19 protein-coding genes are annotated in these 25,506 nt (G+C 54.3%); 10 read left to right on the top strand and 9 right to left on the bottom strand.

The features are described 5' to 3' along the window. Nucleotides 1–2,364, bottom strand: coding sequence for a glycoside hydrolase family 31 protein (locus OGX80_RS11175; protein ID WP_142757158.1), 2,364 nt, complete (start codon nt 2,362–2,364; stop codon nt 1–3). Nucleotides 2,365–2,381: 17 nt separating this feature from the next. After that, on the bottom strand, nt 2,382–3,683 hold the full coding sequence (locus OGX80_RS11170; RefSeq protein WP_049010087.1) for an MFS transporter: 1,302 nt from the start codon (nt 3,681–3,683) through the stop codon (nt 2,382–2,384). Between the two features lie 292 nt (nt 3,684–3,975). Here OGX80_RS11170 and OGX80_RS11165 point away from each other — a divergent pair, with 292 nt between their 5' ends. After that, the gene (locus OGX80_RS11165; protein WP_024130506.1) at nt 3,976–5,049 is read left to right on the top strand and encodes a LacI family DNA-binding transcriptional regulator; all 1,074 of its coding nucleotides are present in this window, start codon (nt 3,976–3,978) and stop codon (nt 5,047–5,049) included. On the opposite strand, the gene OGX80_RS11160 is transcribed toward OGX80_RS11165, so the two are convergent. The 4 genes from OGX80_RS11160 to OGX80_RS11145 form a co-directional block, all read right to left on the bottom strand. Beyond that, a complete protein-coding gene (locus OGX80_RS11160; RefSeq protein ID WP_047457936.1) occupies nt 5,046–6,308 on the bottom strand; it encodes a DUF1479 domain-containing protein in 1,263 nt (420 codons plus the stop codon). The two genes, OGX80_RS11165 and OGX80_RS11160, sit on opposite strands and share 4 nt — an antisense overlap. Before the next feature lie 150 nt (nt 6,309–6,458). Further along, entirely contained in the window at nt 6,459–7,274 is an 816-nt protein-coding gene (locus tag OGX80_RS11155; RefSeq protein ID WP_047457934.1) for a Cof-type HAD-IIB family hydrolase, read from the bottom strand. Nucleotides 7,275–7,442: 168 nt separating this feature from the next. Beyond that, nucleotides 7,443–9,875, bottom strand: a complete 2,433-nt coding sequence (locus tag OGX80_RS11150; RefSeq protein ID WP_115181803.1) for a glycyl radical protein — start codon at nt 9,873–9,875, stop codon at nt 7,443–7,445. A gap of 4 nt (nt 9,876–9,879) precedes the next feature. Then, a complete protein-coding gene (locus OGX80_RS11145; protein WP_115181802.1) occupies nt 9,880–10,779 on the bottom strand; it encodes a glycyl-radical enzyme activating protein in 900 nt (299 codons plus the stop codon). 135 nt (nt 10,780–10,914) lie between these two features. On the opposite strand from OGX80_RS11145, the gene fsa reads away from it, so the two are divergent. Beyond that, nucleotides 10,915–11,577, top strand: coding sequence for a fructose-6-phosphate aldolase (gene fsa, locus OGX80_RS11140; protein WP_024130504.1), 663 nt, complete (start codon nt 10,915–10,917; stop codon nt 11,575–11,577). Between the two features lie 135 nt (nt 11,578–11,712). Here the strand turns inward: fsa and moeB are convergent, their stop codons facing one another. Then, nucleotides 11,713–12,474: a molybdopterin-synthase adenylyltransferase MoeB gene (moeB, locus tag OGX80_RS11135; RefSeq protein WP_049009968.1), complete on the bottom strand. Its 762-nt coding sequence runs from the start codon at nt 12,472–12,474 to the stop codon at nt 11,713–11,715. Beyond that, nucleotides 12,474–13,709: a molybdopterin molybdotransferase MoeA gene (gene moeA, locus OGX80_RS11130; protein WP_012133131.1), complete on the bottom strand. Its 1,236-nt coding sequence runs from the start codon at nt 13,707–13,709 to the stop codon at nt 12,474–12,476. Before moeA ends, moeB begins: the two co-directional genes overlap by 1 nt. Before the next feature lie 205 nt (nt 13,710–13,914). Here moeA and iaaA point away from each other — a divergent pair, with 205 nt between their 5' ends. The 5 genes from iaaA to gsiD all read left to right on the top strand — a co-directional run bounded on the left by iaaA (nt 13,915) and on the right by gsiD (nt 20,252). Continuing rightward, nucleotides 13,915–14,856, top strand: coding sequence for a beta-aspartyl-peptidase (gene iaaA / locus OGX80_RS11125; protein WP_115181801.1), 942 nt, complete (start codon nt 13,915–13,917; stop codon nt 14,854–14,856). 10 nt (nt 14,857–14,866) lie between these two features. Beyond that, nucleotides 14,867–16,738 (top strand): glutathione ABC transporter ATP-binding protein GsiA, encoded by a 1,872-nt coding sequence (gene gsiA, locus OGX80_RS11120; RefSeq protein WP_115181800.1) that lies wholly within the window; start codon nt 14,867–14,869, stop codon nt 16,736–16,738. A gap of 35 nt (nt 16,739–16,773) precedes the next feature. Continuing rightward, nucleotides 16,774–18,312 (top strand): glutathione ABC transporter substrate-binding protein GsiB, encoded by a 1,539-nt coding sequence (gene gsiB / locus OGX80_RS11115; protein WP_047457921.1) that lies wholly within the window; start codon nt 16,774–16,776, stop codon nt 18,310–18,312. A gap of 105 nt (nt 18,313–18,417) precedes the next feature. Continuing rightward, entirely contained in the window at nt 18,418–19,338 is a 921-nt protein-coding gene (gsiC, locus tag OGX80_RS11110; RefSeq protein WP_049010826.1) for a glutathione ABC transporter permease GsiC, read from the top strand. 2 nt (nt 19,339–19,340) lie between these two features. Continuing rightward, on the top strand, nt 19,341–20,252 hold the full coding sequence (gsiD, locus tag OGX80_RS11105; protein ID WP_012133126.1) for a glutathione ABC transporter permease GsiD: 912 nt from the start codon (nt 19,341–19,343) through the stop codon (nt 20,250–20,252). A gap of 127 nt (nt 20,253–20,379) precedes the next feature. Here gsiD and rimO read toward each other — a convergent pair whose 3' ends face one another. Next, nucleotides 20,380–21,687: a 30S ribosomal protein S12 methylthiotransferase RimO gene (gene rimO, locus OGX80_RS11100; RefSeq protein ID WP_275375860.1), complete on the bottom strand. Its 1,308-nt coding sequence runs from the start codon at nt 21,685–21,687 to the stop codon at nt 20,380–20,382. A 43-nt stretch (nt 21,688–21,730) separates the two neighbouring features. On the opposite strand from rimO, the gene OGX80_RS11095 reads away from it, so the two are divergent. The 3 genes from OGX80_RS11095 (at nt 21,731) to OGX80_RS11085 (ending at nt 25,400) form a co-directional block, all read left to right on the top strand. Beyond that, nucleotides 21,731–23,638 (top strand): recombinase family protein, encoded by a 1,908-nt coding sequence (locus OGX80_RS11095; protein ID WP_153258269.1) that lies wholly within the window; start codon nt 21,731–21,733, stop codon nt 23,636–23,638. A 93-nt stretch (nt 23,639–23,731) separates the two neighbouring features. Beyond that, nucleotides 23,732–24,049 (top strand): hypothetical protein, encoded by a 318-nt coding sequence (locus tag OGX80_RS11090; RefSeq protein WP_153258270.1) that lies wholly within the window; start codon nt 23,732–23,734, stop codon nt 24,047–24,049. Between the two features lie 970 nt (nt 24,050–25,019). Beyond that, nucleotides 25,020–25,400: a hypothetical protein gene (locus OGX80_RS11085; protein WP_134769520.1), complete on the top strand. Its 381-nt coding sequence runs from the start codon at nt 25,020–25,022 to the stop codon at nt 25,398–25,400. Nucleotides 25,401–25,506: the final 106 nt, after the last annotated feature.

Genomic DNA, 25,506 nt, shown 5'->3' with positions numbered 1-25,506 from the left:
TCAGAGCACCCACTCACTCCCTTCAACGTCGTTCACCCGCAGCGTACGTTTTTCCCCTACCGGTAACGATACCTTCAACATGTTCCATGCCGGACGATAGTCGCCACGCGCGTTGATCTTCAGGTTGACGGTCGCCCCATCGCACACCATCTCCCATTCCACCCACAAGGCATTGCCCGTCTGATAACCCCAGCTTTCGCCATCGTCTTCAAACAGCAGACCGGACGTTGTCCCCACGCCTTTGACCGGGAACAGTTTCAGCTCGCGGGTATCGTCGCGTTCAGCGCTGACATGGGTGATCCGTTCGCTCAGCGGCAGGCCTGCACCGGCGCGTACCAGCAACGGCAGTTTTTCCAGCGGCGCGTTCAGCGTGATCCACTGGCCGCCAGAGAACCATTCGTGGCTATCGAAATCGTACCAGCCGGTTTCGTTATCCGGCAGCCAGACGCGGCGTTCACGTTGACCGGGTTCCACCACGCTTGCCACCAGAATATCGCGGCCAAGCAGGAAGTCGTCGCACTCTGCGAAGGTTTGCGCGTCGTGCTCGTGGTCGAGGAAAGTGGGGCGCAGCATCGGCTCGTCGTCGGCGTGCGCCTGCCACAGCAGCGTGTAGAAGTAGGGCAGCAGACGGTAACGTAGCTCAATCGCGCTACGAATCGCCGGCGTCACGCCTGGGTACATCCACGGCTCATTCACCGTATGATCGTCATTCCATGAGTGGATGGTAAAGCGAGGGTGCATCACGCCGTTCTGTACCCAGCGCACGAACAGCTCCGCATCCGGTTTATCGCCAGAGAAACCGCCGACGTCGTGACCCACGTTATACAGCCCGGACAAACTCATCCCCAGCCCCATGCGGGTGTTGTAGCGCAGGGTATCCCAGCTGGTGCGGTTATCGCCGCTCCAGGTTTGCACGTAACGCTGCATCCCGGCGCAGCCGGAACGGGAGATCAGGTACGGGCGTTTTTCCGGCGCAAAGCGCTGCTGCGCTTCCAGCGAGGCGCGCATCATCAACAGCGGCATGACCGGGCGAATATGTTTGATGGCGATTTCGCGGCCAAAGCCGTGGCAGCGGGCTTCGCCATCCCACACTTCAAACTCGTTGTTGTCGTTCCAGGTGGAGTCGATCCCCATCTCCAGCAACTGTGTGGTGACGCCTTCCTGCCACCAGGCGACGGTTTGCGGATTGGTGAAATCAAGGTTAGAACCTTCGTCATCCCAGAAACTTGAACGTTCCGGCGCGTCGGTTTCCGAATCCCGAATGAACAGCCCTCTTTCCGCGACTTCGTTGTAGCGCGGGTGATCCTGCAACAGACACGGTTTAATGTTGGCCGCCAGCTTCAACCCCGCATCGTGGAATGCCTGGGTCATCACTTTCGGCTGCGGCACCTTGTCGTAGTTCCAGTTAAAGACGTAGCGTTTGCCGTTAATGGAGGTGTAGCCAGATGAAAGCTGGAACGAATCGCACGGAATCGCGTGTTCATTGCACAGACGGATAAAGTTCATCAGCTGGTTTTGCGCGTCCGGCGCATCGGTGTAATGCATGGTCGAGCCGCTGTAACCCAGGCTCCACTTCGGCCCGAACAGGGTTTTCCCCGTCAGGCGCACAAAGGCTTTGGTGACATCCAGCACGCGCTTGCCGGTAAAGATGTAGTAATCGATATCGCCCGCTTCCGCCTGCCAGCGGCGATAGGCAGTGTGATAGTTGTCGATTTCATTGCCCAGATCCAGCCAGCAGCTGCTCAGGTTGTCGTAAAACAGACCGTAGCTGACGTCATCGCGGCGGGCGATGGTGAATGGAATATGTTTGTACAGCGGATCGGTGCTGACCGCGTTATAGCCCATCGCGTCAAGGTTGCGCATCTCATAGCGTTGGCCGTTGCGTTGCAGGTCGCCCGCTTTCTCGCCCAGACCGTAAAAACGTTCATCTTTACGGCGGCTTAAATAGTGCGCTACGCCGTCGCCGTGAGCGTTCAGCAGATAGGCGCTGGTGGGGCGGTCGTTGACCAGCGGCTGCCAGTCGCCCGTTTCATCGCGATAGTGCCACTCCAGCCACAGCGGCTGGTGGACGGTCACGCGCAGTTGCTCAGTAGCGACAATCAGCGCGCCATCCTGCTGCGTCAGTTGCCAGGCCGGGCAGCTAAAGCCGCTTACATCTTCGCGGCTGCGGCCTTCCCACGGCACATCCTGCGCCGGGGCGATACTCCAGGTTCTGTCTAATGCCAGTTCGCCTTTACGTTTGATCAGCACGCGAAACAGATTTTCTTCCAGTACGTACAGGCACAGATGGTGTTGACCATCGACCAGCAGTTCCAGATGATGGGCCGACTGTTTCTCTACAATCCAGTTTTTCAGGGTTTTCATACGCAATACATCCACTATCAGGCGCGCTTGGCGCGACGTTCAGCAATAAATGCCACCAGGAAAACAGCGCCAATCAGGTCAAAGAACCCCATGGCGATAAAGAGCGGGTTAAAGCCGATTTTGTCGGCGGTAACGCCAATTAACAGAGAGAAGAGGAAGCTGGCGATCCACGCCGCAGAGCCGCGCATTCCGTTGACGGTCGCCATCTGGCCTTTATCAAACGACTCCACGACCAGCGCGCTCAGCATGCAGGAGATGATCTGATGACCGAAGCCGCCGATGGAGATCAGCACGATGGTGATATACGGATCGCGGGTAATGGCCACGATGCCGAGAGAAATCATCAGAAACGCGCCGGTCACGGAGCTTGCCACCACGGAGTTAACGCGAGAGCAGCCAAACAGACGGGTATACAGGCGGGTGAGATAGCCGCTCGCCACGCTGCCGAGATCGGCGGCGAGGAACGGCAGCCAGGCAAACATGGCGATCTGCTTCAAGTCCATGCCGTGTTCCTTCGCCAGATACAGCGGTACCCAGAAGCTCAGCACCGCCCAGGCCGGTTCTGCCATAAAGGCCGGGATCGCGATACCGTAGAAACGTTTATTTTTCGACACGGTTTTCAGCGCGGTCAGGAAGGGCAGTTTCACGGCCGGAGGCTCGTTATCCTGCTTGATATACTCCAGCTCCTCTCCACTCAGGTTCGGGTGCTGTTCCGGGTTATGGTAGAACGCCCACCACAGGATCACCCACAGCAGCGCCAGCACGCCGGTAAACATAAATGCGCCCTGCCAGCCGAATGAGGCGTGCGCGAAGTAGATGATTGGCGGCGCCAGCATGGCGCCAATTGAGAAGCCGACGCCCGCCCAGCCCGCAGCGACCGGACGCTCTGATTTCGGGAACCATTCGCCGATGGTTTTGGCGTTGGCTGGCGTAGCGGCCGCTTCAGATGCGCCCATAAAGAAGCGCAAAATTGCCAGATGCAGCCAGCTTCCGGCGCCCGCGTGGAAGATACACATCAGCGCCCAGATCCCGGCGCAGACCATAAAGCCAATCTTCAGGCCAATCACATCGATCAGCCAGCCGCACAGGGGCTGGAAAATGGTGTAGGCAATCTGGAACGCGCCGACAATCCAGGAGTATTGCTCGGTGGTGATCCCCAGACTCTCTTTTAGCTCCGGCGCCAGGATACCCAGCGAGTTACGCGTGATGTAGTTAACGGTCACACCCAGTAAGAACAGCACCAGCACATACCAGCGCAAATTTTTGATGACGCGGCGGGTTTTACTCGCGGCGACAGTGTTATTGATGTCCTGACTCATTTCTTTTCTCCACAAGACGGACGGTAGGGGAAATAAACGTTTGGGTGTCACACAAATATTGTTATCTCATTGAAAGTTATCTTTTTATTTATTCTTAGTTGCTATACAACTAGTATGTAAGTTGTGTGACAAGTTCAGGTTAAGTGAGAAAATGGGCGGGCAATAGCGGATTTTGTGCAAGTTTTCTCATTACTAACGGTATCGCTCTGGCAAGATGGGCGTTAAGCCAGTTATTTCCCTGTTTGTGCGTTATGAAAATTTTTTCATTTAGCAAATGGAGCAAGATCACAAAATGGATAAAAGGCTCAAAATCAGCGAAATTGCCGCGCGGACGCAGCTTTCCGTCAGCACCGTTTCCCGCGTGCTGGCGGGGAAGGCAAATACCAGTGAAAAAGCGCGCAACAAAGTGCTGGAGTGCGCGCGGGAGCTGGGCGTCATGGACGGGATGGCGGCAGGCAGGCTGTTGCTGAATAGTCTGGTGGTCTTTGCGCCGCAGCGGGCGTTTGATGAGCGGTCCGACATCTTTTACTACCGCGTGATTCAGAACGTGAGTAAAGGACTGACGGCGTATGAAGTACGGCTGCGTTATTGCGCGCTTGAGGAGCTGGACAGTGACGCGCAGCTTTTCCTCGCGCGGATGAACGAAGCGGAAACGCAGGCGGCGATTTTGTTAGGGATTGACGATCCGCATATTCACGATTTGGCGGTGGACGTGGGGAAACCCTGCGTACTGATTAATTGCCGCGACCAGCGAATGCGTTTGCCAGCCGTTTCGCCCGATCACCGCGCCATTGGCGAACTTGCCGCTGATTATCTTTTTTCAATGGGGCATCGCGACGTGATGACGGTGCTCTGCCTGCGTCGCTACACGATGGAGCTGCGTCTGGCCGGCATTCGCGACGCTTGGCAAACCCATAATCTGAAATTTAACGATAAGCGGGATTTACTGGTATCGCCGAGTTTCAGTGCGAAAGAGGCGGAGCAGCGGGTCAGCGAATGGCTGGCGAATACGCCGGATAAGGCGTTGCCGACGGCGTTTTTGGTCGGCGGTGATTTTATGGCGGCGGGCGTCATCAGCGCGTTGCAAAAGCGCGGCCTTCGCGTGCCGCAGGATGTGTCGGTGATGAGTATTGACGGCTTTAATCTGGCGGAAATTCAGGATGTACCGTTAACAGCAGTGCATGTGCCGCGCGATGAGCTGGGGACGGAGGCGGTACATATGCTGCAACAACGTCTGGTTCGTCCGAATGCGCCAATCGGTACGCTGTTGCTGAACGGCACGTTGACGGTGCGGGAGTCGGTGCGGCGGATACGTCCAGGGAAACGACGCACCGCCGTAGAGCGGGAAGGGCTGTATGACGCTTAGCTCATGCCCAGCGCGCGTTTTCCGTGAACGTTCAGATCGCTCAGCGTAAAACGGCCTTCCCAGTTTGTTTCGTAATCTTCACGCGGGAAATCGCCTGGCGATGCGCCCGTTTCCAGCGCGGCTTTGACCTTGTGCGCGTAAGCCAGGTTTTTCTCACACATCGGCGCGGCGGGGATGTACATCACGTTCCCCCAGCCTTGCTGATTTTCCACCGGCGCGACGGAGTGGATCACATCGCAATGCCACCAGACGGAGTCCCCGGCCTCCAGTTGCGGAATACTGGTCAATGCCTCAATCAGCAGCGGATGCCATTGTTGCGAAACCGGCAGCACCCGGCCTGGCGCAACGCCGCACAGTTCATCTTCAGGAACGTCATCCAGCAGGGGGCGTAACAGGATATACGCCATCGCTTCTGGAATCGGCACCACATGCAGCAAGCCCTGGCCGGGCAGCATATCTGACAGCGCCGTCCACCCCTGGAAGGTGCGGAAAACCGAGCATTTGGTGGTGTTATCGACCGTATACTCTTCGACTTCGGTACGGTAGGCGGCATGCCAGGGATCGTACTTCTCCAGCTCGCCGTTAAAGATACTGGCGAAAACCCGTTGATAGGCGGGCAGCAGCCAGCGTTCCAGCGCGCCGGAATCGGTATGCGCCCCCAGACCTTTTGAGGTGGTGCCGGGCGGGCGGCGGCGGATGCGATCCGGGTAGATCACGCTGATATCCGGGTTGAACCACTGTCTGCCGTCGCTTTCAAATGTCCACAGCCGATTAAGGAAAGACTGAACGTTCGCCATCTCTTCGCTCTGACGAGCCTGCATCTGCGCCTGCGACCAGTAAATCGGATAAATTTCAGGGCGGGAGGCGGTTAATGTGCCGAAGAAGTTATCGCCGGGACCTTTGTACACCTCATCAAAATGGTTGCGATCCAGATAATCCAGCATAGATTGATCCCATGCCAGCGCCTGTTCCCGCGGGAAATGGCCCTTAATGACCGCGCATCCGCGCCGCTTGATCTGTTCACGCTGCGCTGCCGTGATGGCGCCGGACTGGATATCCGCGTAAGACAGCGCAGGCCAGACGGCATCGCCCTGCGCTTTGAGCGTATTGATTTCCGCCACGCGTGTGGCAATCACCTCGCTGAGCCTGTCAAAAACGCCCTGCACATCACCGAGCTGCGCCCGCAACGCCTGCTTCATCTGCCGGATCGCCGCTTTATGATCGGCCGGTAATGTATCGCTTGTGAAGGTTAAAGCCATAACCACCTCGCATTGACTTTCATTCGAAACTTAAATTAATTACAAATGACAATATAAGTTATAAATAAGTTAATGCAAGTTTAAAAACTTGATGCGGTACGCAGAATGGAAAAGCAGGAGGAAACCGGAGCAGCGCTCCGGTATCTGGAATCAGATGTTAAAAGGCGGGGCGTTATCCAGTACGGCCTGAATCACGTTTAACGCTCCCTGATGGTTGTTATCATCGGTATGATAACGGCTGAGGGCTTTGATGTTGTCTGCGGCGTTCGCCATCGCGAAAGCATACCGCGCCATTTTCAGCATTTCCGCATCGTTGTCGCTGTCGCCAATCGCCACCACATTTTGCGGCGAAAGATCCCAGCGTTTCAACAGACGGCTGATGCCGTTCGCTTTGTGTAATCCCGGTATGATTAAGTCGATGAAGCCGAAGCCGCTGGTCACGGGTTTCATAATGCCGTCCAGCGACGTATGCAGCGCATCAACCACGAAGGGGATCTGCTGGTCTGGCAGGTTCAGTGAAAACTTAAACAGAACATCGTCAATGTCCTGGTAATCCTTCACAGGTTGCAGGCGGTGGTAGTGCTTCGACATCAGCGCCACAAAAGATTCCGGCGCATGTTCGCTGACATAAGCGCTTTTCAGGCCGCAGGCGACAAAATTAAGCTGCTTATCTTTTAACAGCTCGCCAATCACAATACGGGATTCATGCCGGGTCAGTTCGCCATGAAACAGCTGCTTGCCATGCTCATAAACCAGCGCGCCATTTTCCGCGACGAAGGAAATTTCGTCTTTCAGCTCGGGGAAAAAGGAAATAAGTTGGTAATACTGATTGCCGCTGGCGACGACAAATTCGATGCCGCGTTTTTTTAGTTCCTGATACTGCGCCATAAATCGTGCGTGATCGTACTTTTTGGCGTCGTCGAGAAAAGTTCCGTCCATATCAGTGACGATAACTTTAACGGTCATACATTGCTCCTGGCTCAAAACTGCGACCAGAAACATTCTAATAACAAGGTGACGGGGAGCACAAATTTAATTTCGAATGAAAGTCAGAAAGCCGGGTGGCGGCTTCGCCTTATCCGGCCTACGGGGGAATATGTAGGCCGGGTAAGCGAAGCGCCACCGGGCGTATTTTTACAACATATGCTCAGTACGGGCGATGATATCGTCCTGCGCATCCGGCGACAGCGCGGTAAAGAAGGCGGAATAACCGGCCACCCTGACCACCAGATCGCGATACTGATCCGGGTGCTTTTTCGCGTCCAGCAGCGTTTCGCGCGACACGATGTTGTACTGAATATGCCAGCCTTTATGCACTTCGAAGAAAGTGCGCAGCAGTACCATCAGCTTCTGCTTGTCGGATTCGTTCTCCAGCGTCGCCGGGTTCAGCTTCTGGTTGAGCAACACGCCGCCGAGAATTGAGCCGGTAGGCAGTTTGCCGACGGAGCCAATAACCGCCGTTGGACCGAGATGGTCAGTACCGGAAGCCGGGCTTGCCCCTTCCGCCAGCGGGGTATGCGCTTTACGGCCATCCGGCGTCGCCATCGTTGCCGCGCCAAACGGTACGTTTGCAGAGATGGACGAGGTTCCGGCGTAATAGTTGCCGCCCGTCGGGCCGCGACCGTAACGCGGGTTGTGATACTGCTTCAGCTCGTCGATATAGGTCTGATAAGCGCGGGCCAGCAGGGTATCGACGGTGTCATCGTCGTTACCGTATTTTGGCGCGCCGTTGATCAGTCGCTGGCGTAACTGTTCATGAGTGAGGCCTTCAAAGTCATCGGCCAGTGCGGCGGCAAGCTGCTGTTGGCCGATAGCCCCCTGTTCAAAGACCAGTTTTTTCACCGCCGCCAGGCTGTTGCCGAGGTTAGCGATACCGACCTGCAAACCGGAAACCCAGTCATATTTCGCGCCGCCTTGCTTGATGCTCTTCGCGCGTTCGATGCAATCATCCACCAGCGCCGAGCAGAGAATGTCATGGACGTTCTCTTCCAGCATGGTGTCAACCACGTACTCGATTTCGATCGATTTGCGCGTGTAGTAGCGAATCTGCGTATCCCAGGCGTCCATCACTTCATCGAAGCTGGTGAAGTTACCGGCGGAGAGCGCCTTTTCCTGCGGCAGGAAGACTTTACCGCTGGTGGCGTCGCGACCGCCTTCCAGCGCTGCCAGCATCACGCGGGCAAAGTTAATGAAGCTCATGCCGGTGCAGCGGTAGCCCCATTTGCCACCCACGGCGGTTTCGATACAGCCGATGGCCGCGTAGTCGTAAGCGTCTTGTGGGTCGATACCGAGTTTAATAAATTCCGGGATAACGATTTCGTCGTTGTTGAACGCGGGCATCCCAAAGCCGCAGCGAATAACCTGCACGCAGGCATCGAGGAAGTCGTTGCTCATTCCGGCGTGATAGCGCACGCTGAGGTTCGGCTGGGTGGAACGCAGGCGGCCGCAGGACTCCAGAATGGCGTAAGAGAGCGGATTGACCGCATCCACCGGCTGACCGTTGACCAGACTCTGACCGCCAATGGTGACGTTCTGATACAGCGGGCTGCCCGCTGAGGCTTTGGAGTGAGAGCCGGAGCGGATCTTGTTCACTTCCAGCAGCTTCAGCCAGCAGCTGTGCAGCAGTTCAATCGCGTGTTCGCGATCCAGCGTCTGGTTTTGCTCCACATCACGACGGTAATACGACCAGAGATACTGGTCCATACGTCCAAACGAGACGGAGTGGCCGTTAGACTCGATTTGCAAAATCAGCTGGATGAAATAGCACAGTTGCAGCGCCTGCCAGAACGTCTGCGGCGGCTGATGGGCGATGAGATCGCAGTTCTCCGCCATCGCCAGCAGTTCGTCACGGCGGCTTTCACGGCTTTCTGTCGCCGCCATCTGACGCGCCAGGTCGGCAAAACGTTTGATGTGCAGGCTGACCGCCTCCAGTACGATATCAATCGCTTTCAGGAACTGCTCGCCGTGCAGGTCTTCCAGTACGGTCAGGTTAATGCGCGAGCGGCGTTCTGCCACCTTGTCACGCAGACCATCAAGACCTTTTTCCAGCAGCAGCGGGAAGTTTACCGCCAGATGCGCGTCGCCGGAGGTCATGTTGCCCTCGGCTTTAATGATGCCGGTTTCCAGCAGACCTTTTTGCTCATCGGTAAACATGCCGTAGCAGCGGTCCTGTACCGTCTGACCACGCCACCACGGGCACACGGCGTGTAAAACGCGTTTGTTCTCTTCGCTGACCGCAAAACCGGCGCCAGGGCGATCGGCCAGATCGTCGATCTCTTTTTCAATCCACGAGACGGTGTATTCCGGGAAGATCGGCGCGGCGCGCACTTCGCTTGCCTGGTTGCCGATAATCAGTTCGTCATGTTTGATCCAGATAGTGCGTTCCGCCAGATGGTGCGCCAGCGCCAGCGCGCGACGAACCGGAATCGGCTTATCCAGATGTTGCTGATACATCTCGGTGTAGTGCTGCGCGCGCTCCGTACATACGGGCGGCTTCACAATGTGCACCAGCGCGGTTTTATGCGCTTTGATGCGGTCGCTGAGCGTATCCAGTTTCAGTGTGGTCATGGGATTATCCTCGTAAAGTCGTGGTTAAACCTTTGCTGCTGGCGTACTGCTGCGCAAAATCAAGCAACGCGGGCGCATCAAGTGGTTTGTCCGGGGCATAGTAGGGCTGACTGAGTAAGTGGTATTTATTGATGCCCAGCGTGTGATAGGGCAGAAAATGGATCTCACCGACGTGCAGTTCGTCGGCGGCAAAATCGGTAATGGCTTTGATCGCCTCTTCATCGGCGTTAAAACCCTGAATGAGCGGCACGCGGATGATCATTTTTTTACCGGCGGCAGCGAGCTTTTTCAGGTTTTCCAGTACGCGAGAAGCGCTGCCATCGGTCCACTGCTTAAACGGCGCCTCAGCAACGTGTTTTAAATCGGCGAGGAACAGATCGACATTCGGCAGGGACGGTTCGATATATTTCCACGGTACGTGCAGACAGGTTTCGACTGCGGTATGGATACCCGCATCATGGCTGGCTTTGAACAACGCGGCGGCCAGTTCCGGCTGCATAAAGGGCTCGCCGCCGGAGAGCGTTATACCGCCGCCGCTGCGATCGTAAAACGGCTTGTCGCGCAGTACGGTGTCCATGATCTCTTCCACGCGCTTTGTTTCGCCGCAGACGGTTAACGCCTGAGTGGGGCAGCAGTGGGTGAGGGCGTCCATATGCGCATCGGTCAGTTTTTCGCGATGAATAAGCAGGCCGTTCAGCGCGCGTTCGATCACCTCTGGCGCGGCTTGCGCGCACAGCGTGCACCCGTCAAGGCACAGGCGCGCATCGTATAAGAGATCTCTGGCGCGTGCGCGGCTTTCCGGGTTCTGGCACCAGCGGCAGCCCAGCGAGCAGCCTTTCAGGAAGACAACGGTGCGAATGCCGGGGCCATCATGGGTAGAATAGCGCTGAATATTGAAAATCATAAACGGCCTCTCTTTCTTTCGTATAAAGATTAAATAACTTTCGAATGAAAGTTATGTTGACGCAGGTCAACTCTCAGAGAGGTTTTGTCGTGATAGTCTTAAACTATGCAAAATCTCACAGTTTGAGGAATGGTTATGGAACTCTATCTGGATACGTCTGACGTTGAGGCCGTGAAATCGCTGGCGCGTATATTCCCGCTGGCAGGAGTGACGACGAATCCCAGTATCGTGGCGGCAGGTAAAAAACCGTTGGAGGTGTTACTCCCGGAATTGCACGACGCGATGGGCGGGCAGGGGCGTTTATTCGCTCAGGTAATGGCGAGCACGGCGCAAGGAATGGTCAGCGATGCGCGTAAACTGCGGGCGATTATTCCTGATATCGTGGTAAAAGTGCCGGTTACAGCCGAAGGACTGGCAGCGATTAAATTGTTGAAAGCGGAAGGTATTCCGACGCTGGGGACGGCGGTTTACGGCGCGGCGCAGGGGTTGTTATCCGCGCTGGCGGGTGCCGACTACGTGGCGCCTTACGTTAACCGCGTGGACGCACAGGGCGGGAACGGTATTCAGACGGTTAATGATTTGCAGCAGCTACTGAAAATGCACGCCCCGCACGCCAAAGTGCTGGCGGCCAGTTTTAAAACGCCGCGTCAGGCGCTGGACTGCCTGTTGGCCGGGTGTGAATCCATCACCCTGCCGCTGGATGTCGCGCAGCAGCTTATCAGTTACCCGGCTGTCGATGCCGCAGTAGCGAAGTTTGAGCACGACTGGCAGGGCGCGTTCGGACGAACGTCACTTTGAGCGACGCGTAGACGCCATCCGGCAACATGCCCGGGGCGCTGCGCTTGCCGGGCCTACAAACCATCGTAGGCCGGATAAGGCGTCAGCCGCCATCCGGCACCCGTAAATGCCTGATGGCGACGCGTTTGCGTCTTATCAGGCCGGCACCTGTGCTCCGCACACCTCGCAACCCGGATTGCGCATTAATTTCATTTCGCGGAACTGACAGGTCATCGCGTCGTACATCACAATTTTGCCGGATGCGGGTTGACCGTAATGCGCCAGCAATTTGATGGCTTCCATCGCCTGCAATGAACCGATCACCCCTATCAGCGGCGCCATGACGCCCGCTTCCACGCAGGTGAGGGCGTTCTCGCCAAACAGACGGCTCAGACAGCGGTAGCAGGGTTCGCCTTCCTGCCAGGTAAAGACGGTGATCTGTCCTTCCATACGGATGGCGGCGCCGGAAACCAGCGGCACTTTGGCGGCGAAACATCCGGCATTAAGCTGATTACGGATGGCAACATTGTCAGTACAGTCCAACACCAGATCGTGCCCGGCGATAAGCGCATTCAGCGCCGGTTCGTCCAGCAGGGCGTTGATCGGTGTAAGGGTGATATAAGGGTTGATGCGCGCCAGCGCCTCTCGCGCCGAATCCACCTTCGGCTGCCCGACGGTGGCATCGCTGTGCAGCGTCTGGCGTTGCAGGTTCGACACTGAAACGGTGTCAAAATCGAGCAGCGTGAGCTGCCCAACGCCCGCGCCCGCGAGGTACTGCGTTGCCGCACACCCGAGTCCACCCAGGCCAACGACCAGCACCCGCGCATCCTTTAGCGCTTCCTGTCCTTCAAAATCGAACCCTCGCAGAATGATTTGCCGGTTGTAGCGCATCATCTCCTGGTCGCTGAGTTCCGCCATTACAGGCCTCCAAATAGCGCGTTAAACGGCTCGACTTCCACCCATTCGCCCGCGTCAACGTTACCGCGATCGCGTTCCAGCACAATAAAACAGTTACCCATGCTAAAGGAGCTGAAAATATGCGAACCCTGGTGTCCCGTGGTGGTGACTTCCAGTTCGCCGTCAGCCGTGCGTTGCAGAATGCCGCGCTGAAAATCAAGACGACCCGGCGTTTTCTTCAGCCGTGAAGCGGTACGCACGCGCTGACGCGCTGGCAGACCGCTGGCGATATTGCCGCTAAGTTTCGCCAGCAACGGCTGCACGAGCTGATAGAACGTCAGCGCCGCAGAGACCGGGTTGCCCGGCAGACCGCAGAACCAGCTGTTGCTCAGTTTACCGAAGGCGAACGGTTTGCCCGGTTTAATCGCCAGTTTCCAGAACGCGATTTCCCCCAGCTCTTCGAGGATCGTTTTGGTGTAATCCGCCTCGCCCACTGAAACGCCGCCAGAGCTGATAACCACATCGGCCTGGCTGTCGGCTTCGATAAAGGCGGCGCGTAGCTGCTGCGGGTTATCGCGAATGATCCCGAGATTGATCACCTCGCAGCCTAACTGTTCAAGCATCAAGTGTACGGTTAAGCGGTTGGTGTCATAAATTTGTCCGTCGCCCAGCGGCTGACCCGGCAATTGCAGTTCATCGCCGGTGGAGAACAGCGCCACGCGCACTTTGCGCACGACCTGCGCTTCGGCGATGCCCAGCGAAGCCAGTACCGGCAGTTCTGCGGTGGTCAGGCGAGTCCCCGCCGGGAAAACCACGGCGTCATGGGTGATGTCTTCCCCACGGCGGCGGATGTTTTGTCCGTTACGAACGTCAGCGGTAAAACGGATGCCCTCGTCGGTTTGCTCCGTCTGTTCCTGCATGACCACCGCCTCACACCCCGCAGGCACCGGCGCGCCGGTCATAATGCGGATACAGGCGCCAGCAGGCCATTCCCCCTGGAAAGGTTGCCCGGCAAAGGCTTTCCCCGCCACCGGCAGCGGTTGACCAGCGGTCAGATCCGCCAAACGCACCGCGTAACCGTCCATTGCGGCGTTATCGAATCCCGGAACGTCCAGCGGGGAGACCACATCGTTTGCCAGGATGCGGCCAAAACAGTGAACCAGCGGCAGGGTTTCGAATGCCGTGAGTGGCGTAATGCGCGACAACATCTGGGTGAGCGCCGTTTCAAGCGGCATCAGTCCGGCGGTAAATTCCATGAAAACACTCCTGCGAGGCAAAATCGAATCCGTCTATTATGTCAGAAAATGCGGGCAGGCTGTATGCCACCTCAGACTTAGGGGCTGGCCCTTTACCTTTACATGCCGCCTGCATCTTTCTATATTCAAAAATCGAATCAATAACTCACAACAATTCTGATATTTATAGGGAAAGTTGTGTGCCACCGCTAACGGACGACAAATAATGGGCAAAGCAGTCATTGCTATTCACGGCGGCGCAGGCGCAATTACGCGCGCACAGATGAGCCAGGAGCAGGAACAGCGCTATATTCAGGCGCTGTCGGACATCGTCGAAACAGGACAGAAAATGCTGGAGGCGGGCGAAAGTGCGCTGGATGTGGTGACGGAAGCGGTGCGTTTGCTGGAAGAGTGCCCATTATTTAATGCCGGGATCGGCGCGGTTTACACGCGCGACGCCACCCACGAGCTGGATGCCTGCGTCATGGACGGCAATACGCTTAACGCAGGCGCTGTCGCTGGCGTTCGCCATTTACGCAACCCGGTGCTGGCCGCCAGGCTGGTGATGGAGCAAAGCCCGCATGTGCTGATGGTGGGGGACGGGGCGGAAGCGTTTGCGGCTTCCCGGGGGATGGAGCGCGTTTCTGCCGATCTTTTCTCCACGCCTGAGCGCTATGCGCAACTGCTGGCGGCGCGTGACGTCGGAGAAACGGTGCTCGACCATAGCGGCGCGCCGTTGGATGAAACCACCAAAATGGGCACCGTGGGCGCGGTGGCGCGGGATCGGTTTGGTAATCTGGCGGCGGCCACGTCGACGGGCGGCATGACGAATAAACTGCCTGGTCGCGTAGGCGACAGCCCGCTGGTCGGGGCTGGGTGTTACGCCAACAATGCCAGCGCGGCGGTTTCCTGTACCGGAACGGGCGAGGTGTTTATCCGCGCATTGGCGGCCTACGATATCGCCGCGCTGATGGACTACGGCGGACTCAGCCTGGCGGAAGCCTGCGAGCGTGTGGTCATGGAGAAATTGCCTGCGCTGGGCGGCAGCGGTGGGCTGATTGCCGTCGATCACGAAGGCAACGTCGCCCTACCTTTTAACAGCGAAGGCATGTATCGCGCCTGGGGATATGCCGGAGATACGCCAACGACGGGGATCTACCGGGAGTGAGGAGCAACAGGTGCCACACAGTCACGAATTAGACGCCAGCGACGTACTGGCGGTCAAAAATTTGAACATTGCGTTCGAGCAGGAGCAGCAACGCGTCAGCGCGGTGCGCAATGTGTCGTTTCGGCTTCAGCGAGGCGAAACGCTGGCGATTGTCGGCGAATCGGGATCGGGGAAATCCGTTACGGCGTTATCGTTGATGCGCCTGATCGAGCAGGCGGGCGGCGACGTTCACTGCGATCAGATGCTGCTTCGGCGGCGTAATCGCCAGGTCATTGAACTGGGAGAGCAAAGCGATGCGCAGATGCAGCGCGTGCGCGGCGCGGATATCGCCATGATCTTTCAGGAGCCGATGACCTCGCTTAACCCGGTATTTACCGTGGGCGAGCAGATTGCCGAGTCCATTCGTCTGCATCAGGGGGCGAGCCGCGAAGAGGCAATGGCGGAAGCGAAACGGATGCTTGACCAGGTGCGCATTCCTGAGTCGCAGGCCATCTTATCGCGTTACCCGCATCAGCTTTCCGGCGGGATGCGCCAGCGGGTGATGATCGCGATGGCGTTGTCGTGCCGCCCGGCGGTGCTGATTGCCGATGAACCGACCACCGCGCTGGACGTCACGATTCAGGCGCAGATCCTGCAACTGATCAAAGTGCTGCAACAGGATATGTCGATGGGGGTGATTTTTATCACCCATGACATGGGCGTGGTGGCCGATATTGCCGATCGCGTCCTGGTGATGTATCAGGGCGAAGCGGTGGAGACCGGCAGCGTTGAGCAAATTTTCCACGCGCCGCAGCACCCTTATACCAAAGCGCTGCTGGCCGCCGTGCCGCAGTTAGGTGAGATGAGCGGACACGATCTGCCGCGCCGCTTTCCGCTGATTTCACTGAACGATCCCGATCGTGTGGAGCCGCAAACCGAGCAGAACACGGTGGTGGCAGGCGATCCGATCCTGCAAGTGCGCAACCTGGTGACGCGTTTCCCGCTGCGCAGCGGCATTCTTAACCGCGTGACCCGTGAAGTGCATGCGGTGGAAAACGTCAGCTTTGATCTCTGGCCTGGCGAAACGCTCTCGCTGGTGGGGGAATCCGGCTGCGGTAAATCGACCACCGGGCGGGCGCTGCTGCGGCTGGTGGAGTCGCAGGCTGGCGAAATTACCTTCAACGGGCGGCGGATCGACACGCTTCCTGCCGGTAAGTTACAGCCGCTACGGCGAGATATTCAGTTTATTTTTCAGGACCCTTACGCTTCGCTCGACCCGCGCCAGACGGTGGGTTACTCCATAATGGAACCATTGCGGGTGCATGGTTTGCTGGAAGGCGAGGCGGCCGCGTCGCGGGTGGCGTGGTTGCTTGAGCGTGTAGGATTGCGCCCGGAACATGCGTGGCGCTATCCGCATGAGTTTTCTGGCGGCCAGCGTCAGCGTATCTGCATCGCCCGCGCGCTGGCGCTGAATCCAAAAGTGATTATCGCCGATGAGTCAGTTTCCGCGCTGGATGTCTCGATTCGCGGGCAGATCATTAATCTGTTGCTCGATTTGCAGCGGGAAATGGGCATCGCGTATCTGTTTATTTCACACGATATGGCGGTGGTGGAGCGCATCAGCCATCGCGTGGCGGTGATGTATCTGGGGCAGATTGTGGAAATCGGCCCCCGCCGGGCGGTGTTTGAAAATCCGCAGCATCCCTATACCCGTAAATTAATGGCGGCAGTACCGGTGGCCGATCCTTCCCGGCACAGGCCGCAGCGTGTGCTGCTGTCGGACGATATCCCCAGCAACATCCGTAAACGTGGGGAGGAGATCGCGCCCGCTCCATTGCAGTTAGTCGGGCCGGGGCATTATGTCGCGCGCCCGCAGGCAGAAAATGCGTTATCGCGTTTATAACATCTCATAAAACAGGCAGGGTTCAGGAGAATAATATGACAACATTTGTAACCCGTAATTGGCTGGTTGCGCTGGGCGTCGCTTCTGCACTGGCGGCATCTCCGGCGTTTGCTGCTAAAGATGTGGTGGTAGCGGTAGGCTCTAATTTCACCACGCTCGATCCGTACGATGCGAACGACACTTTATCGCAGGCGGTGGCGAAGTCGTTTTATCAGGGGCTGTTTGGTCTTGATAAAGACATGAAGCTAAAAAATGTGCTGGCTGAAAGCTACACCGTTTCCGACGATGGCCTGATCTACACCCTGAAGCTGCGCCAGGGGGTAAAATTCCAGGACGGCACCGACTTTAACGCGGCGGCGGTGAAGGCCAACCTCGATCGCGCGAGCGATCCAGAAAACCATCTCAAACGCTACAACCTGTATAAAAACATCGATAAAACCGAAGCGGTCGATCCGACTACGGTAAAAATTACGCTGAAACAACCGTTCTCGGCGTTTATCAATATTCTGGCGCACCCGGCGACGGCGATGATCTCTCCGGCCGCGCTGGAAAAATACGGTAAGGACATTGGCTTCCATCCGGTCGGCACCGGGCCGTATCAGCTGGATACCTGGAACCAGACTGATTTCGTGAAAGTGAAGAAATTTGCGGATTACTGGCAGAAAGGTTTACCTAAACTGGATACGATCACCTGGCGTCCGGTAACGGACAACAACACCCGCGCGGCAATGCTGCAAACCGGGGAAGCGCAATTTGCGTTCCCGATCCCATACGAGCAGGCGACAATTCTGGAGAAAAACAAAAATCTACAGTTGGTTGCCAGCCCGTCGATCATGCAGCGTTACATCAGCATGAACGTGACGCAAAAACCGTTCGATAATCCGAAGGTGCGGGAAGCGCTGAACTACGCCATCAACCGTCAGGCGCTGGTCAAAGTGGCCTTTGCCGGTTATGCGACGCCTGCCACGGGCGTGGTGCCGCCAGCCATTGCGTATGCGCAGAGCTACGCGCCGTGGCCTTACGATCCGGCGAAAGCGCGCGAACTGCTGAAAGAGGCGGGCTATCCGAATGGGTTTAGCACCACGCTGTGGTCGTCTCATAACCACAGCACCGCGCAGAAAGTGCTGCAATTTACGCAACAGCAGCTGGCGCAGGTCGGTATTAAGGCGCAGGTAACGGCGATGGACGCCGGGCAGCGTGCGGCAGAAGTGGAAGGCAAGGGGCAGAAAGAGAGTGGTGTGAGGATGTTCTACACCGGCTGGTCGGCTTCCACGGGGGAGGCGGACTGGGCGTTGTCACCGCTGTTTGCCTCGCAAAACTGGCCGCCAACGCTGTTCAATACTGCGTTCTACAGCAACAAGCAGGTTGATGACGACTTAGCGGCAGCGCTGAAAACCAACGATCCGCAGGAGAAAGCGCGCCTGTATAAAGAGGCGCAGGACACCCTCTGGAAAGAGTCCCCCTGGATTCCGCTGGTGGTGGAGAAACTGGTCTCAGCCCACAGTAAAAATTTGACGGGTTTCTGGATCATGCCGGACACTGGCTTCAGTTTTGATGACGCGGATTTGCAGTAAGCAACGCGCGCCCGATGGTTTTATCCGGCTTGCAGATGCAGTTCGTTGCAGGTCGGATAAGGGATTTACGTCGCCATCCGGCAAAAGGTTTGTAAAGGGAGCCTGATGCTTAATTATGTGCTTAAGCGCCTGCTGGGGTTGATTCCGACTCTGTTTATTGTGGCGGTGCTGGTGTTTTTATTTGTTCATCTGTTGCCTGGCGATCCGGCGCGGCTGATTGCCGGGCCGGAGGCTGACGCGCAGGTGATTGAACTGGTGCGCCAGCAGCTTGGTCTCGATCGGCCGTTGCATGTCCAGTTCTGGCATTACATGACTAACGTGTTGCAGGGTGATTTCGGCACGTCGATGGTGTCTCGGCGTCCGGTATCGGCAGAGATTGCCAGCCGCTTTATGCCGACGCTGTGGTTGACCATCACCAGTATGGTATGGGCGGTACTGTTCGGGATGACCGCCGGAATTATCGCCGCCGTCTGGCGTAATCGCTGGCCGGACAGACTCAGCATGACGCTGGCGGTAACCGGGATTTCGTTCCCGGCGTTCGCGCTGGGGATGCTGCTGATGCAGATATTCTCCGTTGAGCTGGGGTGGTTGCCGACCGTGGGCGCAGATAGCTGGCAGCACTATATTCTTCCCTCCATCACGCTTGGCGCCGCCGTTGCGGCCGTGATGGCGCGCTTTACCCGAGCGTCGTTTGTGGATGTCCTCAGTGAAGACTATATGCGCACCGCGCGCGCGAAAGGGGTCAGCGAAACCTGGGTGGTGCTGAAACACGGTCTGCGTAACGCCATGATCCCGGTTGTGACCATGATGGGGTTGCAGTTTGGCTTTCTGCTCGGCGGTTCGATTGTCGTCGAGAAGGTCTTTAACTGGCCCGGACTGGGGCGGTTGCTGGTTGATTCAGTGGAAATGCGCGACTACCCGGTGATTCAGGCTGAAGTGCTGCTGTTTTCCCTGGAGTTTATTCTTATCAATTTAGTGGTGGATGTGCTCTATGCCGCCATTAACCCGGCTATCAGGTACAAGTAAGGATGCGATTATTTAACTGGCGCCGTCAGGCGGTTTTAGATGCCATGCCGCTGGTCAAACCCGACCGGGTGCGTACGCCGTGGCATGAATTCTGGCGGCGTTTTCGCCGTCAGCATGTGGCGATGATCGCAGGGATATTTGTGCTGTTGCTGATCCTGGTGGCGATATTCGCCCGCTGGCTAACGCCTTTCGATGCGGAAAATTACTTTGATTACGATCGCCTGAATGACGGTCCTTCGGCGGCGCACTGGTTTGGCGTGGACTCGCTGGGGCGGGATATTTTCAGCCGCGTCCTGGTCGGGGCGCAAATTTCGCTGGCGGCAGGCGTTTTCGCCGTCTTTATCGGCGCGGCGCTCGGCACGGTGCTTGGGCTGGTCGCGGGCTATTACGAAGGCTGGTGGGACCGGCTGATTATGCGTATTTGCGATGTACTGTTCGCGTTTCCGGGCATTCTGTTAGCGATTGCGGTCGTGGCGGTGCTCGGTAGCGGTATTGCGAATGTGATTATCGCCGTCGCTATCTTTTCTATCCCCGCGTTTGCCCGTCTGGTGCGCGGAAACACATTAGTGCTGAAACAGCAGACGTTTATTGAGTCGGCGCGCAGTATTGGCGCCAGCGATGCGACGATTTTGTTCAACCATATTTTGCCCGGCACGGTCTCGTCGATCGTGGTCTTTTTCACTATGCGCATCGGGACGTCGATTATTTCTGCGGCAAGCCTGTCGTTTCTGGGGTTAGGCGCGCAGCCGCCAACGCCGGAGTGGGGGGCGATGCTCAATGAAGCGCGGGCGGATATGGTCATCGCGCCGCATGTGGCGATTTTTCCGGCGGTGGCGATTTTCCTGACGGTGCTGGCGTTTAACCTGCTGGGCGACGGGCTGCGCGACGCGCTGGACCCGAAGATTAAGGGGTGAATGTGGAACCGTAGGCCTGATAAGCATGTAGGCCTGATAAGACGCTTCAGCGTCGCCATCAGGCATTGCTCCGAATTGCGGCATAAATGCCTTATCCGCCTACGGGTTTTACGATAATTTGGGCGAATTAAACGCGGCTGCCCCACAGGTCATATTCGTCGGCGTTATCAACTTTTACGCGGATAACGTCGCCGGGTTTAACGTTGGTTTCACCGTTGAGGTAGACCGCGCCGTCGATTTCCGGTGCGTCGGCCATGCTGCGGCCAATCGCGCCTTCTTTGTCAACCTCGTCGATAATGACCAGGATTTCGCGACCCACTTTCTCTTGCAGACGTTCTGCGGAGATCTGCTGTTGCAGCTGCATAAAGCGGTTCCAGCGCTCTTCTTTCACCTCTTCCGGCACCTGATCCGGCAGCGCGTTCGCGCCAGCGCCTTCGATCGGGCTGTACTTGAAGCAGCCGACGCGATCCAGGCGCGCCTCTTTGAGGAAGTCGAGCAGCATCTGGAAATCGTCTTCCGTCTCGCCAGGGAAACCGACGATAAAGGTCGAACGCAGGGTCAGTTCCGGGCAAATCTCACGCCACTGTTTGATGCGCGCCAGTTGGCGATCGACAGCGCCCGGACGCTTCATCAGTTTGAGAATGCGCGGGCTGGCATGTTGCAGGGGGATATCCAGATACGGCAGGATTTTGCCTTCCGCCATCAGCGGGATCACGTCATCAACGTGTGGATAAGGGTAGACGTAGTGCAGGCGCGTCCAGATGCCCAGTTTTGACAACTGCTCGCAAAGGTCGACCATGCTCGTTTTTACCGGCTCGCCGTTGTGGAAACCGGTGCGGTGCTTCACATCCACGCCGTAAGCGGAGGTATCCTGGGAGATGACGAGGATCTCTTTCACGCCCGCATCGACCAGACGTTTGGCCTCGCTTAACACTTCGCCAATCGGACGGCTGACCAGATCGCCGCGCATGGACGGAATAATGCAGAAGGTGCAGCGATGGTTGCAGCCTTCAGAAATCTTCAGGTAGGCGTAGTGACGCGGGGTCAGCTTAACGCCCTGTTCCGGCACCAGGCTCAGGAACGGGTTGTGCTTTGGTTTTGGTACGTAATGGTGAACGTGTTCCAGAACCTGCTCATAGCTATGCGGCCCGGTGATTTCCAGCACTTTAGGGTGCACTTCACGGATCTGATCGACTTTCGCGCCCAGGCAGCCGGTGACGATCACCTTGCCATTTTCAGTCAGCGCTTCACCAATCGCTTCCAGAGACTCCTGTACGGCGCTGTCGATAAAGCCACAGGTATTGACGATCACCATGTCGGCGTCGTCGTAGCTCGGTACGACGTCATAGCCTTCGGTACGCAGTTCAGTCAGGATTCGCTCCGAATCAACCAGGTTTTTCGGGCATCCTAATGATATAAAACCAATCTTAGACATTTTTTTGTACAATTATTTGCTCACAATGCCGGGGATTATATAGATGCCGCAACTTTATAGCTACATCAGGTGGTCAAGTGATCGCCAAGAGAAAGGGACAACCAGAAATAGGCAGGTGGCGGCGGCAAAAGCCTATGCTGATGAGGCTGGCCTTGAAATGGTTGAAATTATTGAGCCTGGAGTAAGTGCTTTTCGTGGAAAAAATAGGGCGGGTAAGTTGGGCGACTTTATAGACGCCGTAAAAAATAATGCTATACCGTCTGACTCTTGGCTTTACTGCGAAAACCTCGACCGTCTATCACGCGATCAGGTAGATGAAGCACTTCGTTTATTCCTTGAGTTGATAGGTTTAGGGCTAACGATTGTCACAGGAATGGATCGGAAGGTCTATAACAGGGAATCCATCAGACAAAACCCTACTGATCTGATGATTTCTATTCTGATGTTCATCCGAGGCAATGAAGAGTCAGAGACGAAGTCTAACAGGACAGTAGGCAATGTTGTTGCTTTGGTCGAACGTCACAAAAAAGGGCTGCCAGTAAACATTAAATCAGTTGGTCGCCATCCTTTTTGGATAGATGATTCTGGTTCGCAATATGAAGCTGTCAAAGAACATCCTGTTTACTGGAGTATTGCTCGTGAAGCTATAGACATGTTTTTGGCAGGGGATGGTATATACACAGTAAAGAGATACCTTGATCAGAAATATCCAAATGGTTTGAAGGGGAAGGAGTGGGATTATCAGGTATTAAAGAAAATGCGTGATAATCGTGCGTTGATTGGGGAAAGGACTATCAATGTCGCTGGTGCTACTTACAAACTTGATAACTACTATCCGTGGCTATGTAAAGATGAAGCAGAGTTTTTAACCCTGGCTGAACGTAAGCAGCAAAACAACTACAAGGGTAAGAAAGACAAAGTAGAAGAAATCAAGTTGCTGTCAGGGCTACAGGTGTTGCGGTGTAGCAAGTGTGGAGGAACGATGCATTCCTTCATGAATCATGGTAGTGCTCGCTACATCTGTACGAATGGGGTTCACTTACAGAAAAACTGTTCTGGCTGGTCTATATCAGCTCAATTAGTTGAACATTGTACAATGATTTCACTACTGATCGCTTACATGGACAAGAGTCACAAGGATGGTATTGATACTACTGCGATAGAAGTAGACATTAGTAGAAAAGAAACATTGATAAGTGATCTTGAATCTCGCATAGCAAACACGGCTCAAGCAATAGCTATTGCTCCAGATGTTAGTGCGTTAGCGGTTCAACTGAATGCGTTTGATATGGAACGTAAAAACACTATCCTAGAAGTTGATAAGTTGAAAGAACGCTTACATTCATTGAAAGGAAAAGGATCTTTCGGTGTAGATGTAACTGAGTTTCTGGTACTTATTCAATGGGCTGTGTTTACAAACATGGAAGATACTGACAGGAATAAGATAAGAAAGATTATCAGTTCTATTATTGAAAGTGTTGTGGTTGACAAAACAGATGGATGTATAACTATAAAGATAAAGTATTATCATAAAGACGAATGGTTAGTGTTTGGTGGAGTGAACAGAAAACCTTATTGGGCTTTTACTGTAGAGTATTCTACTGATGATGAAATGGGTATCGAAGGCAAAAACTCTTCTGACTTTATTAGTAATCCGCTATTTCAGAAAGCAGTAGAACAACTGGATAGTATAGAACAGAGTTATCTAAATTTGTTTGAGACTGCCAATACTATGTTAGGTGTAGTCGGTTATAGTGAAATTCGTGGGTCTTCATTCTGGCCTAATACTGGACAATATGAACGGGTGAATGTTGAGTATGAAGGTGTTACGTATAGCATTGCGTTAAATGGTCGGGTTCCGAAGGTCATAGCCTCAGCATTGGAAGCCACTGGATTATCACGTAAAGACTTTATAGCACGTTTTAAGGTTTGCAAGGCCGAGAAAAGGTAAGTATAAAAAGGTCAAAGTGGATTATGAAGATATAGAATATATCATTTAAATTAACAGTTTTTTAAATTCTCAATTATTTGTGGGGTAAAGTTTATGAAAGCTAAAGAGCAAAAAAATTTAGAAAAGGATGCAGCAGTAGAAGAAAAACGGAAATTAATCAGAGACGTGATTGAAACTCTGGCAGAGAAAGGTATCCCGCCTGAAATAACTCTCATGAGGGCAGGGCAGGTTAAGGGCAGAGGTTCTTCCGCTCTTGTTAGCACTGCACCAAATCAACGTATCAAGTGTGTGTACAATAGTACAGAATACATAATTCCGGTAGTTGGTAACGTCAGCTATGCTACCAAACAAGCGATTGTCGAATCTGGCCTCAACCGTGAACAGTTTATTGGAAAATACAAAGTCGCTTAATGAACGTGCATACAGAGTACAAGAAGATGGTAATACAGTATTCAAAGTAGAATCAAATGGTATTGCATGGTCATTACATGCGAGTAGAAAGAAAACCATTGATGAGCTACTACATTACATGAATATGATGATGGTTGGAAGAGAACCAGAAGGATTTGATTATGTGCTTAACGAAGATATGATTGAATGGATTGACTAGTACTGAAAGAGGGTAAGTGATACTCCTTAGAATTTGGTCTTACTTTTCTAGTATGGGTTCATCATTGCAACGGTTTATTCAGTATTGAATATCTTTAGATGATAGAAACCCCTTACGGGGTTTTGTTGTATCTATAACTTTGAATAGTACAGAAAGGATTTAGAAAGGTAGATTCCTTATTTAAAACTACATTTTGACCTCACCAGACACTCTGTGTGAGGTTTTTTTGTATAAGGGAATACATTTCCGTGCCTGAAGAGATCAGACGCGTACTGAGCGTTACAGGAGACATCGTGAAGTTTCACTTAAGTAAGTGAAGACTGTGCCTAAGCTATACACTTGCTGCTGTAGAAGGCAAATAGGTTATGAGGAAAAGAGAGATAATATCTTTGATTCAACTACTTGTGTGCTTTTTAGGATAATCAACTGAAAATCGATTAAAAAAAGAGGAAAAAAAACAATAGGTTCAAGCAAATAAAAAATGATAATCAATAGGTGATGGTAGCACAAAATTAATAAAAAATCAATATTGGAAATTACAATTTCGCACCCGGTGGGTTTGATTTTTTCTATAATTCATATTACCACTTTAGAACGTAACTTGTCAAAATCTTGTTTGATTTCATTTAAGTAGCTTTTTGACTAAGGCGTTCTCAGCTCTTACTATAGCAACTGTCAGCACCAAATGGCTTCAAGACACGAGTAAAACAACAGATCACAGGAGGTAGCCCATGAGATGACTTTTAATTTAGCAAAGAAAAGGGGGTCTATATGACCGTATCAAAAAGTGGCCGTGTGCCAAAAACAATCAAAGAAGCCGTACAAGAACAGTTCAGTCGCATGGGGGAAAGCTACACTGTAAGCATGAAGTGGAAGAAGTCTGAAAGCGTTGCCTACTTTAGTGTATTTCGTGAGTTGCCAAATGAACCAGAACCAATAATCTATACATTTGCTATTCATGGTGATGAAATACGCTACACAAGTTGTGATGTGAACACCTGTGAAGCGACTCAGCTATCGTTAGCCTATTCAGAGGATGCGTTCTTTCAGTTCATGTTCAAATGTGATCTACCATTGGATTTCGATACGTTTACAGAAATTATGCGTTTGATCTCATTGTATGGATTAGACGTCACTGCCTTCTATAAATAAGTAGAACACGAGGCATTATGTGGTGCCTCCGTTATATCAACTCCTATTTTTGTTAGCCACTATAAATAAGACTACAAGAATAGGAGGATTGATTATGACTTGGTTT

The organism is Citrobacter sp. CK194 (assembly GCF_030333395.1).
GTDB lineage: Bacteria > Pseudomonadota > Gammaproteobacteria > Enterobacterales > Enterobacteriaceae > Citrobacter_B > Citrobacter_B koseri.
Note: the sequence above shows the minus strand (reverse complement) of the source record. Positions and strands in the feature narration are given on the sequence as shown.